The sequence below is a fragment of the Streptococcus equinus genome, from assembly GCF_049393805.1.
GTDB classification, from domain to species: Bacteria; Bacillota; Bacilli; order Lactobacillales; family Streptococcaceae; genus Streptococcus; species Streptococcus equinus.
Genome location: NZ_CP185763.1, coordinates 1,833,264 through 1,848,025, shown reverse-complemented (window position 1 = coordinate 1,848,025; position 14,762 = coordinate 1,833,264). Strand labels below are relative to the sequence as shown.

At 36.8% G+C, this 14,762-nt stretch carries 12 protein-coding genes and 1 riboswitch; of the genes, 5 read left to right on the top strand and 7 right to left on the bottom strand.

Annotated features, from left to right (window positions below; genetic code table 11):
- Positions 1–439 precede the first annotated feature (439 nt).
- From ACN0NP_RS09160 to ACN0NP_RS09150, 3 genes are all read left to right on the top strand, one after another.
- Entirely contained in the window at positions 440–649 is a 210-nt protein-coding gene (locus ACN0NP_RS09160) for a hypothetical protein (protein ID WP_423217224.1), read from the top strand.
- Between the two features lie 95 nt (positions 650–744).
- Positions 745–930, top strand: coding sequence for a 4-oxalocrotonate tautomerase (locus ACN0NP_RS09155; protein ID WP_002888803.1), 186 nt, complete (start codon positions 745–747; stop codon positions 928–930).
- Positions 931–1,049: 119 nt separating this feature from the next.
- A complete protein-coding gene (locus ACN0NP_RS09150; protein ID WP_423217223.1) occupies positions 1,050–1,985 on the top strand; it encodes an FAD:protein FMN transferase in 936 nt (311 codons plus the stop codon).
- Positions 1,986–2,036: 51 nt separating this feature from the next.
- On the opposite strand, the gene ACN0NP_RS09145 is transcribed toward ACN0NP_RS09150, so the two are convergent.
- From ACN0NP_RS09145 to guaC, 3 genes are all read right to left on the bottom strand, one after another.
- Positions 2,037–3,314 (bottom strand): nucleobase:cation symporter-2 family protein, encoded by a 1,278-nt coding sequence (locus tag ACN0NP_RS09145; protein WP_162138315.1) that lies wholly within the window; start codon positions 3,312–3,314, stop codon positions 2,037–2,039.
- The gene (locus ACN0NP_RS09140) at positions 3,307–3,888 is read right to left on the bottom strand and encodes a xanthine phosphoribosyltransferase (RefSeq protein WP_024344155.1); all 582 of its coding nucleotides are present in this window, start codon (positions 3,886–3,888) and stop codon (positions 3,307–3,309) included. The genes ACN0NP_RS09145 and ACN0NP_RS09140 overlap by 8 nt, the downstream gene beginning before the upstream one ends.
- 179 nt (positions 3,889–4,067) lie before the next feature.
- Positions 4,068–4,163: riboswitch (purine riboswitch) on the bottom strand.
- A 107-nt stretch (positions 4,164–4,270) separates the two neighbouring features.
- Positions 4,271–5,254, bottom strand: a complete 984-nt coding sequence (gene guaC / locus ACN0NP_RS09135) for a GMP reductase (RefSeq protein ID WP_039690816.1) — start codon at positions 5,252–5,254, stop codon at positions 4,271–4,273.
- A gap of 366 nt (positions 5,255–5,620) precedes the next feature.
- Between guaC and ACN0NP_RS09130 the strand changes: the two genes are divergently transcribed.
- The gene (locus ACN0NP_RS09130; protein ID WP_423217222.1) at positions 5,621–7,171 is read left to right on the top strand and encodes an ABC transporter permease; all 1,551 of its coding nucleotides are present in this window, start codon (positions 5,621–5,623) and stop codon (positions 7,169–7,171) included.
- Positions 7,172–7,184: 13 nt separating this feature from the next.
- Complete coding sequence (locus ACN0NP_RS09125) at positions 7,185–7,841, top strand: ABC transporter ATP-binding protein (protein ID WP_024344158.1); 657 nt, start codon at positions 7,185–7,187, stop codon at positions 7,839–7,841.
- A 39-nt stretch (positions 7,842–7,880) separates the two neighbouring features.
- Here the strand turns inward: ACN0NP_RS09125 and ACN0NP_RS09120 are convergent, their stop codons facing one another.
- From ACN0NP_RS09120 to ACN0NP_RS09105, 4 genes are all read right to left on the bottom strand, one after another.
- Positions 7,881–9,299 carry a glycoside hydrolase family 1 protein gene (locus ACN0NP_RS09120; RefSeq protein WP_243603310.1) on the bottom strand — a complete coding sequence of 473 codons (1,419 nt, stop codon included), beginning with the start codon at positions 9,297–9,299 and terminating at the stop codon, positions 7,881–7,883.
- 161 nt (positions 9,300–9,460) lie between these two features.
- Positions 9,461–10,300 carry an HAD family hydrolase gene (locus tag ACN0NP_RS09115; protein ID WP_423217221.1) on the bottom strand — a complete coding sequence of 280 codons (840 nt, stop codon included), beginning with the start codon at positions 10,298–10,300 and terminating at the stop codon, positions 9,461–9,463.
- A 177-nt stretch (positions 10,301–10,477) separates the two neighbouring features.
- A complete protein-coding gene (locus tag ACN0NP_RS09110) occupies positions 10,478–11,233 on the bottom strand; it encodes an SDR family oxidoreductase (protein WP_423217220.1) in 756 nt (251 codons plus the stop codon).
- Positions 11,234–11,607: 374 nt separating this feature from the next.
- Positions 11,608–14,652, bottom strand: a complete 3,045-nt coding sequence (locus ACN0NP_RS09105) for a type I restriction endonuclease subunit R (protein WP_423217219.1) — start codon at positions 14,650–14,652, stop codon at positions 11,608–11,610.
- Between the last annotated feature and the right edge of the window lie 110 nt (positions 14,653–14,762).

Below are 14,762 nucleotides of genomic sequence, written 5' to 3'. Positions count from 1 at the left end.
GAGTAACATTTGAAAGCACAAAAAAGCTAGTAGCAACACACTACTAGCCCTTATTACTCATAAAAAATCAGTAACCAACACAAAAAAATACCTAACGCATTAAAGAGCGACAAAACGTCACCCATCCTGCGGTTAAGTTGTTAAAGCTTAGTTATATTATAGCATAGCACTCATGTAGATTAGATAACATTTCATTAAAAGAATCACAATTGTATTACGAGAATGTGTATACAAATTTTCAAAACTTATTGACGGAAAAAGAAGTTTGAAGTATCGTATATCATGTAAATAATTATCTAATTAAGAAGAGGAAAAAATGAAACCAATTGTAATCGTTGCAATGCTAGCTATATTTATTGCTCTATATGCAGGAGACAATAATTAGAAGTTTTCTATGACATTAAAATTGAAAAAGAAATCAGCTAGGAGAGTTTAAATCATGAAAATCGGATTTAGAAAACCAAGTTTAAAAAAGAGCTTGAAGGCTCGCACTACTGCTAAATGGAAAAGGCAAGCCAAAAAGGCTATTATTCCAGGATATGGCAAAAAAGGATCTGGCTGGATTAAAAATCCTAAAAAAGCGGCCTACAATAATGTTTATCATAAAACAACATTTGGCTTATCTGATATTTTAAAACTTTTTAAATAGAATAAAAAAACATTCCTTATTTTCCCGATAAACACTGAATTTTACTGCTAAATGTGCTAAAATTGTAGTGTTAATTTATTTTAAAGGAGATTATTATGCCATTCGTAAAAATCGATTTATTCGAAGGTCGTACTCAAGAACAAAAAGTTGAGCTTGCTCGCGAAGTAACTGAAGTTGTTTCACGTATCGCAAAAGCTCCAAAAGAAGCTATCCACGTTTTCATCAACGATATGCCTGAAGGTACTTACTACCCACACGGTGAAATGAAAAAGAAAAACTAATTTTTCATTATAACTAACAAGCCACCTTTTATAGGTGGCTTTTTTATCATCATTAAATAATTGCTTTTTAAACTAGAAAGCATTATGCTAAACTAAGAAAGATTTTTGGAGGCGAACACGTGCAATTAAGTCATAGTATAAAAATGATGGGAACAATCATCGATATCCTTATTGAGTCTGATACTCCTGAAAAGCATATCAATGACGTCTGCCACCTATTAACCATCTATAAAAATCGTTTCAGCGCAAATGACGATGATTCTGAGCTTATGGTGATTAACAATAACTCCGGCATTGCTCCTGTCAGTGTTCATCCAGATTTATTTGAGCTGACACAGCTTGGTAAAACGCACAGCCTCGCTCATCCAGGAAATCTCAATATTGCTATCGGTCCATTGGTGCAAAGCTGGCGCATTGGTTTTGACGATGCGAATGTCCCAAATCCTAAAAAAATTCAAAAAGCGCTAGCTTTGTCAAATCCTAATAATATTATTCTAAATCCTGACACGAAGAGTATTTTCCTCAGCCAAAAAGGAATGAAAATTGACCTCGGTGCTCTAGCCAAAGGTTATATCGCTGATAAAGTTATGGACTATCTAAAGTCTGAAAAAGTCACTTCTGCCATGATTAACCTCGGTGGCAATGTTCTCGTTTACGGTGACAATCCAAAACAAGAAAACGGCATTTGGCGAATTGGTATCCAAAATCCGAAAACCACTCGTGGGAATAATATCGGAATTTTATCTCTCAAAAATAAATCTGTTGTTACATCTGGCATTTACGAACGACATTTGCGAGTTGGTCACAAAGAGTACCACCACATTTTTGACCGAAAAACTGGCTATCCAATTGAAACTGACATGGCAAGTCTAACCATTGTTTCTGATTTGTCTGTTGACTGTGAAATATGGACGACAAAACTCTTTGGGCTACCAATCATGCAAGCTCTAACCACCATTCAAAATACACCAAATATCGAAGGCATTCTCATCACAAAAGACAATCGCCTAGCCATTACTAGCGGGTTAAAATCGCATTTTCAGATGCTACGATAAATTAAAAGCCATTCTAGATAATTCTAGAATGGCTTATTTATATCTAAACGCTTATTTTTTTGGTTTCCCGTTTAAAATCAAATTAAGAACAACAGCGAATAATGCGGCAATGACGATACCGTTTGTTAAGAACATTTGAACTGTGTTTGGAAGGCTAACAAAGAGATTTGTTCCGTTAAAACCAACACCACAAGCGATTGAGACCGCAGCAATGATAAAGTTATATTCGTTATTTTCGAAATCAACTTTATTTAACATTTGAATCCCTTGAAGGGCAACCATACCAAATAGGACAATCATGGCACCACCAAGAACTGGACTTGGAATCATTTGTGCCATTGCACCAAATTTCGGAAGAAGACCAAGGATAACAAGGAACAATGCAGTGTAATAAATTGGACGACGTGTTTTGATTCCAGAAATACGAACCAAACCAACGTTTTGAGAGAATCCTGTATATGGGAAAGTATTGAAAATACCACCGAGAAGAACAGCTGCACCTTCTGCGCGATATCCGTTACGAAGACGTTTGCTGTCTAATTTTTCGCCAGTCAAATCTGACAAAGCAAGGTAAACACCTGTTGATTCTACCATTGAAACTGTAGCAATGATACACATCATAATGATTGATGTAATTTCAAATTTTGGTGCACCGAAGTAAAATGGTTGTGGAATATGAACAAGCGGAGCGTTAGCAACAACTGAAGTATCAACTAAGCCCATAAACGCTGCTACAATCGTACCACCAATCAAACCAATCAAGATAGAAATTGATTTAATAAAACCTTTAGCAAAGATATTAACCACAAGCACAATAGCAATTGTCACAAGTGCTAAAATCAAAGACTGAGCTGTTGGTGCATCAGCGTTATCACCCATATTACCAATCGCAACTGGAATCAATGTCAGACCAATTGTTGTGATGACAGAACCTGTTACAACTGGTGGGAAGAAATCAGCGATTTTTGAGAAAATACCTGAAATCAAAATCACATAGATACCAGAGACAATCAAAGCACCAAACATGTAACCTGAACCTTGTTTTGCACCGATGATTGATAATGGAGCTACAGATTGGAAGGCACAACCAAGAACAACTGGAAGCCCTACTCCAAAATGCTTACGCAATTGGAGCTGTAAGAAAGTGGCAACCCCACACATGAAAATATCAGTTGAGATTAGGTAAGTTAATTGCTCAGCTGAATAATTAAGTGCGCTTGCAATCATAATTGGTACGAGGATTGAACCTGCGTACATAGCAAGTAAGTGTTGCAAACCTAGGATTGCTGCTTGTGAGTGTTTTTGTTCATTCATTTCCATTTTATGCATCTGCCTCCGTAAAGATGACTTTTCCGTCTTTGAATTCTTTGATACGAGCAAGTGATGTTACAGGAACGCCTGCTTCCTCAAGTAATTGACGACCTGTTTGGAAAGATTTTTCGATAACGATACCGATACCAGCAACTTTGGCACCTGCTTGACCAATGATTTCAAGAAGACCTTTAGCTGCTTGACCATTTGCCAAGAAATCATCAACGATAAGAACTGTATCATCTTCTGACAAGAATTTACTTGCAATTGATACCGTGCTTGTCACGCGCTTAGTGAATGAGTAGACTTCAGCAGTTAGGATGCCTTCTGTCATTGTGATGTTTTTAGCTTTTTTAGCAAAAATCATCGGAACACCCATAGCTTGTGCTGCATAAAGAGCTGGCGCGATACCTGATGCTTCGATTGTAACGACTTTTGTGATACCAGCTTCTTTATAAGCTTCGGCAAAAACTTTACCAATTTCTTGCATTAGTTCAAAGTCAACTTGGTGTGTAAGGAAACTATCTACTTTTAAGATATCCTCACCCAAAACATTCCCATCTTTTAAGATGCGTTCTTCCAATAATTTCATGGATTCTCCTTTTAAATCTTATTAAAAATTGGATTGTCAAAACTAACAACTTACTATGAAGCTTTTTAGGGCAATCTTAACGAAGACAAAATATATAAAAAAAGTGTTTACGAATCGTAAACACCTTTTTGTAAAACTCGGTCTCGCTTTTACAGTTACGTAAAAACGCTTCTCAGTTACTTACTGAGAAATTGACTTATTGTTAGACATTACGGTGTCTTGTAGAAACGCTACGCCCATTCGTAGCATAAATAAGCTTTATTAAATTTTAACTATCACATTAATATTATAGATATTGTATCATTTTAATTTGGGATTTCAAGATGAAATCGGCCTGATTATTAAAGAAGTAATTTTCTGAAGATACTGACAACTTCCTTCTTTAAATCGAGTCACCGTTCCAAATTGAATTTTTAACGATAACATAATCTACTCGCGTTAGGGCATGAAGGTCACGTCCGCCAGCGTATGAAATCGAACTTTGAAGGTCTTCTTTCATTTCTACAAGCGTGTCTTTCAAATGACCTTTAACAGGTAACAAAATTTTCTTACCTTCAACGTTTTTATGTTCACCTTTTTGGTATTCAGAAGCAGAGCCATAATATTCTTTGTACTGTTTGCCATCTACTTCTACCAATTTTCCTGGACTTTCTAAATGACCAGCAAAAAGTGAACCAATCATAACCATTGTGGCACCGAAGCGAATTGATTTTGCGATGTCACCGTGCGTACGAATACCGCCATCAGCAATAATCGGCTTGCGGGCAGCTTTTGCACACCAACGAAGCGCAGCCAATTGCCAGCCACCTGTACCAAAACCAGTTTTCACTTTTGTAATACATACTTTACCTGGGCCGATACCAACTTTTGTAGCATCTGCACCAGCATTTTCCAACTCACGAACAGCCTCAGGTGTTCCGACATTACCAGCAATAACAAAAGTATCTGGCAATTCTTTTTTAATATGCTTAATCATATTAATCACGCTGTCAGAATGCCCGTGAGCAATATCAATAGTAATGAATTCTGGTGCGTCATCTTTTAAACTTGAGACAAAATCGTACTCATAATCTTTAACACCTACTGAGATTGAAGCAATCAAATCTTGGTCATGCATACGTTTAACAAATGGCTTACGAGAAGCTTCATCAAAACGGTGCATGATGTAAAAATAGCCATCCTTAGCAAGCTGTTCAGCAATATCTTCATCGATAATCGTTTGCATATTTGCTGGCACAACTGGCAACTTAAAAGTATAATCACCGAGTGTCACATGCGTATCAGCTTCTGAGCGACTCTTAATGATACATTTGTTAGGAATCAATTGGATATCTTCGTAATCAAAGACAGGCATTTCATTATACATATAAGTTTCTCCATAGTCTTTGTATCATTGGCAACTCAGTTTAGGAATAATAACAATCACTTTTCACTTAATAGAGCAGCCAAAAATACATCGACTCTTTCATTAAAAAATGACCTTCCTATAACTCTCCTACTCCTGTTAAATAGCAGAGCATCGCTAGGTAATTCCTTACCCTTCCATTATTATTTTATATCTTTATTCGTTTTATGTCAACTCTTTTTGAAATATATTTTTATAACGTTCGTTATTTACGTACATTATCTAATATCTGAATTTTGCAACTTTAAGCTTTCTTTTAGCTTTATTTCAGTTTTGGTTAAGTAATTTTGCCTAAACTTTTTTGTAACAAATGCAAAGGAGTTTTATATGAATTTTTTTAAAAGAGCTTGGCTTGTGACCAAAGCTAAAAAAGGACGAACTGGATTACTGGTTCTAGTAACTAGCGCTATATTGATTTTTGTGTTAGCTGGTCTAACCATTAAAAATGCAGCAAATTCTGCAGTTGAGTCCGCAAAAAGCAAAGCTGGCGCTACAGTCACCTTATCAGTTAACCGCGAAGCAATGATGAAAGCTTTCAAACCTGATAGTGAAAACAGTTCAGACAGCAGTGAATCAAGTGGCGATAGTTCAGATGATAGCTCAGCAGTAACTTCTGTCGATCTCGCAACAGCAAAATCAATCGCAGAAAAAGATGATGTTGCATCTTATCTCTTCACAACCACTACCACAGCAACTGCTGGTGATGGAATCTCTGCAATTTCAACTTCTTCATCTTCTGATGATACAAGCGATAGCGCTTCAACAGACTCTAATCAACCTGACCGCGGTGGTATGATGGCATCAGGTGACTTTACGATTACTGGTGTCAATAGTACAGATTACGTTGCTGATTTTACATCAGGCACAAGTGAGATTAAAAAAGGTGTAGGTATTACAAGTGATACCGCAGATAATTCAGCTGTTATTTCATCAGATTTAGCAGACGAAAATGATTTAAGTGTTGGAGATACTTTTACAGTATCAACAACTGTAGATGATACTGAAACAAGCTATACACTTACCGTTGTCGGCATTTATGACAATTCATCTACTGCCACAACAGCACAAATGATGTCAAATGCATCTAATCCGCAAAATAACATCTACACAAATCTTACAACTGCAAATACCATGAAAGGTGAAACTGACACGCTTGATTCAGCTGTTTACACACTTTCAAATCCTAAAAATATGGATGCTTTCGTCAAAGAAATCAAGTCTGACATCGACACAGATTCTTACTCAGTAACTTCAAGTGATGAAATCTATGAACAAATGCTTTCACCATTAAATAACATTTCATCAATCGCACAAAACATCGTTATTTTAGTTGCTATTGCAGGTGCCGTTATTTTGACACTTATCGTCATCTTAAGCATCCGCGAGCGCCGTTATGAGATTGGTGTCTTGATGAGTCTCGGTGAAAATCGTTTGAAGATTATCGGTCAATTCTTCACAGAACTTCTTATGGTAACTGTGGTTTCGCTTGTCATTGCTTCATTTGCAGGTAATTTTGTTGGTAATGCCCTTGGAAATCAATTGCTATCGTCATCAACTTCTACTGAACAAACAACTCAAAATGCCGGACCTGGGGCTGGCGGACCTGGACAAGATACTAAATCATCTGACAGCAACACAGACACTAATTCGAATCAAAAACCATCTGCGCCTGGAAATGGCGGAGGTCGTGGCATGGGTAACATGGTTACAATGGCTACGTCTTCTAGCCAAGAAATCGATGACCTTGATATCAAATTAACCGGAACAGATGTTGCAAAACTCGGTGGTATTGCTCTTCTTATTTCATTTGTGTCAACGATTTTAGCAAGTATCGGTATTATCCGAATGAAACCTAAAGACATCTTGACTTCTAACTAGAAAGGACAATCACATGACGTTACAAACTAAAAATATCGGCTACTGGTACACCAATAATCCCGACGATTATCTGTTTAAAGATGTGAATCTAACTTTCGAAAAGGGAAAAGTCTATTCAATCCTTGGTCAGTCAGGAAGCGGAAAAACAACTTTCCTCTCACTACTAGCTGGACTTGACAGTCCTAAAACTGGACAAATCTACTTGGATGACACAGATATTAACAAATCTGGCTTGACCAATTATCGTCGAAATGCAGTATCGACTATTTTCCAAGCCTACAATCTAATGACCTACATGACTGCTCGTCAAAACGTTCAAACGGCACTAGAAATTTCTAATAAATCCGTTGATAATGCTAAAATTGAAGAGCTTTTCGAACTCGTTGGCATCCCTAGAGAAATGATTGATAAGCCAGTTCTCAAACTTTCTGGCGGTCAACAGCAACGTGTTGCTATCGTACGCGCCTTAGCAACTGGACATGATTTAATTATTGCTGATGAACCGACAGGAAACTTAGACGAAGAAACTACGCAAGATATCGTTTCGATTTTCAAAGAAATCGCACATCAGCAAAATAAAACAGTCATTATCGTAACTCACGAAACAGCTGTCGCCAAAGAAACTGATGTTATTTTCGAACTCAAGAAAAAACAATTCACTCAAATTTAAAAGAAGCACTCAGCAATTAGCTGAGTGCTTTTAATATTATTAATCAGATAAATCTTGACCGTTTGTGGCAATAACTTTCTTGTACCAGAAGAATGAATCTTTGCGATAACGTTTAAGGCTTCCGATTTCTTCATCTGTGCGATCTACGTAGATAAAGCCGTAACGTTTACGGATACCTTCGTGTGTTGAGATAAGGTCGATTGCTGACCAAGGATTATAACCAAGCATATCAACACCATCAGAGATTGCTAAATGAATTTGAGCGATGTGTTGACGGAGATATTCAATACGGTAATCATCGTGAATTTTGCCATCTTCTGTTAAGGTATCATACGCTCCAAGACCATTTTCAGTAACTAAAAGCGGCAAGCGGTAACGACTGTACATTTCACGAACTGTTGCACGGAATCCAACAGGGTCAATTTCCCAACCAAATTCTGTTTTCACAAGATTTGGATTGTCAACGCTTTTAGCAAAACCAGGGAAAGTTTGATTTGATTGTTGGTCACCGTTTGCACCTGCTACCTCACTACCGTCAGAAGCTTCAACAGTTGCGGTATTGTAATAGTTAAATCCGATAAAATCAGGTTTAGCCGCTTTCATGATAGCACGGTCTTCATCTGTAACTGTAGGCACAGCATCATTTTCTTCCATATAAGCCCATGCAAGGTTGTTGTATTCGCCAAAGACATACGCATCAAGGTAAAGCCAGTTACGTAGGGCATTAAAGTTTTGAGCAGCAATAATATCTTCTGGTTTTGAAGAAGCTGGATATACCAAAGAAATATTTGGAGCAGGGCCAATTTTAGCATCTGGCAACATTTCATGACAAAGTTGCATAGCTTTTGCTTGCGCAACCAATTGGTGATGGTTTTGTTGGTAAATTTCCTTAGTGAGATTTGTTGTTCCTTCTGGCACATGAAGTGTACCGATAACTGGACCAACCAAAGTTAGCATATTTTGTTCGTTAATGGTTAACCAATATTTGACACGGTCACCAAAGTTTTCAAATAAAACACGTGCGTATTCTGCAAACCAATCTACTGACTCATGTGTTGACCAAGAACCACGTTCATCAAGCGCTGCTGGCATATCAAAGTGGAACATTGTCACGATTGGTTGAATATTATATTTCAAGCATTCATCAATCAAGTTATTATAGAATTCAATTCCTTTTGGATTCACTTCACCTGTCCCGTTTGGCAAAATACGTGACCATGAAATTGAAAAACGATATGACTTAAATCCCATTTCTGCCATCAAAGCAATGTCTTCTTTGTAGTGATGGTAATGGTCCACTGAAACTGACAAATCTGCAGTTCCTGCTGGTAATTCTTTGACATCTTGACAAGAAGGTCCTTTACCATCTTCTAATGCTGCGCCTTCAACTTGATAAGCTGAAGTTGATGCACCCCACAAGAAATAATCTGGAAATGGTTTTAAAGTTTTGTGTAACATGTAAATCTCCCTTTCACTTTTCATTGACTTCATTATAGCGCTATCATTTATGAAATACTAATGTTATCCAATGCATTCTTTGTACTATCATATGATTCAATATTAAAAAGCGGATAAAAATATCAAAAAAATGCTCAGCACATCTGCTAAGCACTCTCTTACTAAATCAGACCTAATTTTTCAAAGGCATTATAAATGCCATCTTCTTCAACATCGTCTGTCACCATATCAGCCATTGCCAAGATTTCAGGGCCACCATTTCCCATAGAAACTCCAAAATCACAATACTCAAGCATTGGAATATCGACTTTTGCATCTCCAAAAGCTATGGTATCTTTTTGACTAGCCTGCAAATATTCAAGTAAAACCTCAATCGCATGCGCTTTAGTGATGTCTTTAACACCTAAATCGCCAAAAAGTGCCGTTTCACCGCGTCCACCCCAAGTTCCCGCTTTAAGATTTGGAAAAGCTATAGCAGAATCCAAATGGTCCTGATAAGAATTCAAGATAAAACTAACTTTATTGAGATCGTTACGATATAATTCTTCACCATAAACCAAGCCATGAAGGGCATCTTCAGCTTCCATGTCTTCAACTTCTGCTGCTGTTTTTCCTTTCTGAAGAGCGTATTGTCTCATGACTGGTCGCGCTGCTTCTTTGAAATTTTCTGAAGCAAACAAACCATTATTTGACTCCAAATAGAACTCTAAGCCACGTTCATGTAACCAATCCACGATTGCTTTTGAGTCCTCTTCTGAAAGCATCTGATGCATGATAACTTGGTTATCATATTCAACATATGAACCATTTCCACCAATCATGCCATCAAGACCAATCTCCCAAAGTTCAGGCTGCATTTCTGCACGGCTACGACCCGTACACACAAATACTTTATGCCCATTTTCACGCGCCTTGCGGATTGCTATTACCGCAGATTCTGGAATACGATTGTGATAATCAACCAAAGTTCCATCAACATCTAAAAACACAATTTTATGCACAGCAATACCCTCTTCAATCTTATTTTCTCTATTTTACTAAGAACTTTTTAAAAACGATAGTTATATCTTATGAAAAAGTGATACTTTTCTCTTCTATTTTCAAGTCTTATTTTCATGCTTTTTCAAAATTTCATAAAACTAAAAAAGAGCCTTTTGGCTCTTTAACTCATATAAAAATTAATCACGATAAACAGGCTGTGCACCGTAGGTCTGAGACACTGGCATCATTTCAATGCGGTTGAAATTAACATGTTCTGGTTGGCTAGCCACCCATGAGACGGTGTTTGCGATATCTTCTGGCGTAATGGCATGCGCTCCTTCATAAAGTTTTTCAGCACGTTCATCATCGCCTTTAAAGCGTACGTTCGAAAACTCTGTACCTTCGCAAAGCCCTGGTTCGATATTTGTCACACGAATCTTAGTACCAGCAAGGTCAGCACGCAAGTTCAACGAAAATTGCTTCACAAAAGCTTTTGAAGCACCGTAAATATTTGCACCTGGGTATGGGATTGTTCCAGCTGTTGAACCAAGATTGATAATCATCCCTGAATTACGCTTAACCATGCTTGGCAAAATTTGGCGTGTTAAATAAACAAGACCTACGATATTTGTATTAATCATCGTCATCCAGTCTGAAATTTCTGCCTCATATGCCTTATCTAAACCAAGCGCTAAACCAGCATTATTGACTAAAAGGTCAATCTGCTTCCAGTCTTCTGGTAGACTTGCTAAAGCTTGGTCAATCATTTCAGTCTGTGAAACATCCATTTGTAGCGGATAAACTTTGTCTTCACCAAATTCAGCTTGTAAGCTCTGCAATTTTTCCAAACGACGAGCGCTAGCAATAACACGATAGCCATCTGATACTAACTTTTTAACAATAGCTTTACCAAAACCAGCCGAAGCTCCTGTTACTAATGCAATTTTTGTCATTTTATTCTCTTTCTAAATCTATAAATATAAGAAATTTATCTAGGAAACATCCTGACTTTATGCTTCCTCTTCATGAGAAATATTTAGATACCAAATGAATTCTCCGGAATCATACACAATACACAAAATTAGCTACCATAGTCATAAGAATCTTCATCATATTCTTATTTTTCTATCTAACATAACTTGCAATGTATGTAAATTGCTCTGAAAATAAAATGATTTTATCCCTAAATTCTATTACGATCTCTATTCTTATTTCAAAGTAATTATTCGGAACAAAATTCAAATAATCTTTTTAACGCATCAAGTTCTAAAAATAGATAATTATTCTTTTTAGAAAACCACTTGAAGTATTTCATCACTACAATACATCATTTCTGCATATCTGTGTTATCTGTCCATAATTCACATTGAAGCATTACCGTCTGAACCGCATCATCCATTCCTTCAGGTGGATATTTATGCTTTCTTAAAAGTTTCTTAATCATCATTCTCATTCTTGCTCTAGCCGAATCACGTTTTTGCCAGTCAATAGTTCTGTTTTTTCGTAATGCCTCTGCTAATTCCCTTGTAATAGCTATTAATTCTTCATTCTCATAAAAATCCTTTATAGCCTGGGGTTTCGTTAGTGCATCATAAAACGCTAATTCATCTGCTGTTAATCCCAACTTCTGACCTTCTTGTTGAGCAAATTGAATTTGCTTAGCAAGATTAAGAAGTTCTTCAATAACCTGCTCATTAGTAAGCATGCCATTGAAATATCTGTTCATTGTTTGTTGAATAATTTCACTAAATTTTTCAGACTTAACTACATTAGTTCGTTTGTAAATAACAACTTGCTCTGAAATCAACTTTTTCAACAACTCAACGGCAAGATTTTTCTCCTTCATTTTTCCAATTTCCTCTAAGAATTTTGGATCAAACAAAGAGAATTCTCCCTTAACATCAGAGAATAAATTAATAACACCACTACTCTTAATACTCTGTTCCAATAAAGCATTAATTCTCGCGTTCATTTCCGTCAAGGAAATTTTTTTCCCTTCACCCTTATTCATAAGTCGCATAATAAGTACACGAACAGAATCAAAGAAAGCAGCTTCTACACGCAGAGGTTCTTCTGCTAACGATGAACAAAGAGATAAAGCCTGTCTCATAAGTAAAGATTCCTTTAGGAAATGCTCACGTTCTCTTTCTCGAGCTGGTGCAACTATAAAATTCACAGCACCACTAATCGCCTTTGATCGATCTAAATCCGAACCACTCATGAATCCTGAATAGTCAAATCCATGGAATAAATCTCGACAAACGGACAGCTTTTCCAAGAATTTTGGATAGGCTACCTTTGCAACATCCGTATCACCATAATTCTCTTTATCTCTTGTTGTGTATTCATTCATTGCTTGCTTAAGAGCTGAAGCAATACCTACATAGTCAACAACAAGTCCACCTTCCTTGTCTCCGAATACTCTATTAACGCGAGCGATAGCCTGCATCAAATTGTATCCCTGCATTGGCTTGTAAACATACATAGTTGCAAGAGATGGTACATCAAATCCTGTAAGCCACATGTCTACAACTATCGCAATTTTTAAAGGACTTTCATTGTCCTTGAATTGCTTTGCAAGTTCATCTCTATGTCGTTTATTACCGATAATCTCACGCCAATCCTCTGGATCTTTATTGCTCTCTGTCATTACAACAGCAACTTTTTCTTCCCAACCAGGTCGAATCTCAAGTATACGACGATAAATCTTTAAGGCAATCGCACGTGAATAAGCTACAATCATGGCTTTTCCAGTTAAAAGATTTTCACGGTTATTCTCATAGTGATCTAATATGTCATCTACCAAGGAAGCAATCGTCTCATCATTTCCAAGAATTGCCTCCATTTGACCAAGTTCTTTCTTACTCTTCTCAATAACCTCAGGATCTGCGTTATTTGCCATAACGTCATACTCTGTATCGATTAATTTCAAAACATCTGAATCAAGTTTTAGCTTAATTACACGGCTCTCATAATAAACAGGTCGTGTGGCTCCATCTTCAACAGCCTGTGTCATATCGTAAACGTCAATATATTCACCAAAAACTTCTTTTGTACTTCTATCCTTCATAGAAATCGGAGTACCTGTAAATCCGATATAGGTTGCATTCGGCAAACAATTTCTGATAACTCTTGCTGTACCAATTTTTATCTTACCGGTTTCAGCATCAACTTTTTCCTTTAGACCATACTGACCACGATGTGCTTCATCAGCCATTACGACAATGTTTCGTCGTTCTGATAATGGCTCGTCTGATTCTTCAAACTTCTGCATCGTAGTAAAAATAATTCCATTAGCCTTACGACCATCCAATAATGACTTAAGATGTTCTCTACTCTCAGCATGTACTGGTTCCTGACGCAAGAAATCTTTACACTTTGCGAACTGTCCGAAAAGCTGATCATCCAAATCATTTCTGTCTGTAATAACAACGATAGTAGGACTCTCTAATGCCTCCTGAAGTAAATGAGCATAGAACACCATAGATAAGGATTTTCCACTACCTTGTGTATGCCAAAAAACGCCACCTTTACCATCTGTCTCTGTTGCATTTTTAGTAGAAACTACAGCCTTGTTTACAGCAAAATACTGATGATATCCAGCTAAAATCTTTGCTTTTTTAATGCCATCATTCGAAAAGCAAATAAAATTCTTTATAATGTCTAAAAATCTATCTTTTTCAAAAATACCTTCAAAAAAAGTATCAAACTGAGCATACTGTGTATTCTCATAATTGCCATCTTTAGTTTTCCACTCCATAAATCTATCTTCACCAGATGTTATGGTACCTGCTTTAGATGTAAGATGATCGCTCATTACACAAATACAGTTATAGATAAACATTGAAGGTATTTCATGCATATAATTTCGAATCTGCATATACGCTTCAGATGCATCTGTTTCTTCTCTAGATGGAGATTTTAATTCAATAAGTACAAGAGGCAATCCATTTATAAACAGCAAAACATCTGGGCGCTTGTTACTGTTTTCAACAAAAGTCCACTGATTTGCGACTATAAAGGAATTTTTAGATGGATTATTATAATCAACTAGATATACTAACCCTGAGCGTTCTTCACCCTTCACCCAATAACGCACTTCAATACCATGCTGTAGATAATCCATGAACACAGCATTCTTCTGAACTAATTCTGCATTTTCAAAATTCTTTAGTTTGATTAATGCATCCGAAATCGCATCGTCCGGCATATCTGGATTAATCCTTGATAATGCAGCTAATAATTCCGATTCATATAGCGGATTTGTAAAATCTCTTTCAATATCTGGTCCATATAAATGCTGATATCCCATTTCTTGAAAAAGCTCTATTATTGAGTTTTCATAATCAGCTTCTGTGTAAAATGCTGTCATACCTTCCTCCTATGCCTCACTACTACGCATTTCATATTGATCATACTCAATATCTTTAAAATTCATTTCGTGAATATTATAAATAACTGCCTGTGGTAATGTAAAAATCC

Bases quoted from the DNA above. Each gene is read 5' to 3' on its own strand.
- guaC (WP_039690816.1), bottom strand. From the start codon at position 5,254: ATGTATAATGAAATGCCTGTCTTTGATTACGAAGATATCCAATTGATT.
- ACN0NP_RS09155 (WP_002888803.1), top strand. From the start codon at position 745: ATGCCATTCGTAAAAATCGATTTATTCGAAGGTCGTACTCAAGAACAA.
- ACN0NP_RS09125 (WP_024344158.1), top strand. From the start codon at position 7,185: ATGACGTTACAAACTAAAAATATCGGCTACTGGTACACCAATAATCCC.
- ACN0NP_RS09140 (WP_024344155.1), bottom strand. From the start codon at position 3,888: ATGAAATTATTGGAAGAACGCATCTTAAAAGATGGGAATGTTTTGGGT.
- ACN0NP_RS09160 (WP_423217224.1), top strand. From the start codon at position 440: ATGAAAATCGGATTTAGAAAACCAAGTTTAAAAAAGAGCTTGAAGGCT.
- ACN0NP_RS09130 (WP_423217222.1), top strand. From the start codon at position 5,621: ATGAATTTTTTTAAAAGAGCTTGGCTTGTGACCAAAGCTAAAAAAGGA.
- ACN0NP_RS09105 (WP_423217219.1), bottom strand. From the start codon at position 14,652: ATGACAGCATTTTACACAGAAGCTGATTATGAAAACTCAATAATAGAG.
- ACN0NP_RS09145 (WP_162138315.1), bottom strand. From the start codon at position 3,314: ATGCATAAAATGGAAATGAATGAACAAAAACACTCACAAGCAGCAATC.
- ACN0NP_RS09110 (WP_423217220.1), bottom strand. From the start codon at position 11,233: ATGACAAAAATTGCATTAGTAACAGGAGCTTCGGCTGGTTTTGGTAAA.
- ACN0NP_RS09120 (WP_243603310.1), bottom strand. From the start codon at position 9,299: ATGTTACACAAAACTTTAAAACCATTTCCAGATTATTTCTTGTGGGGT.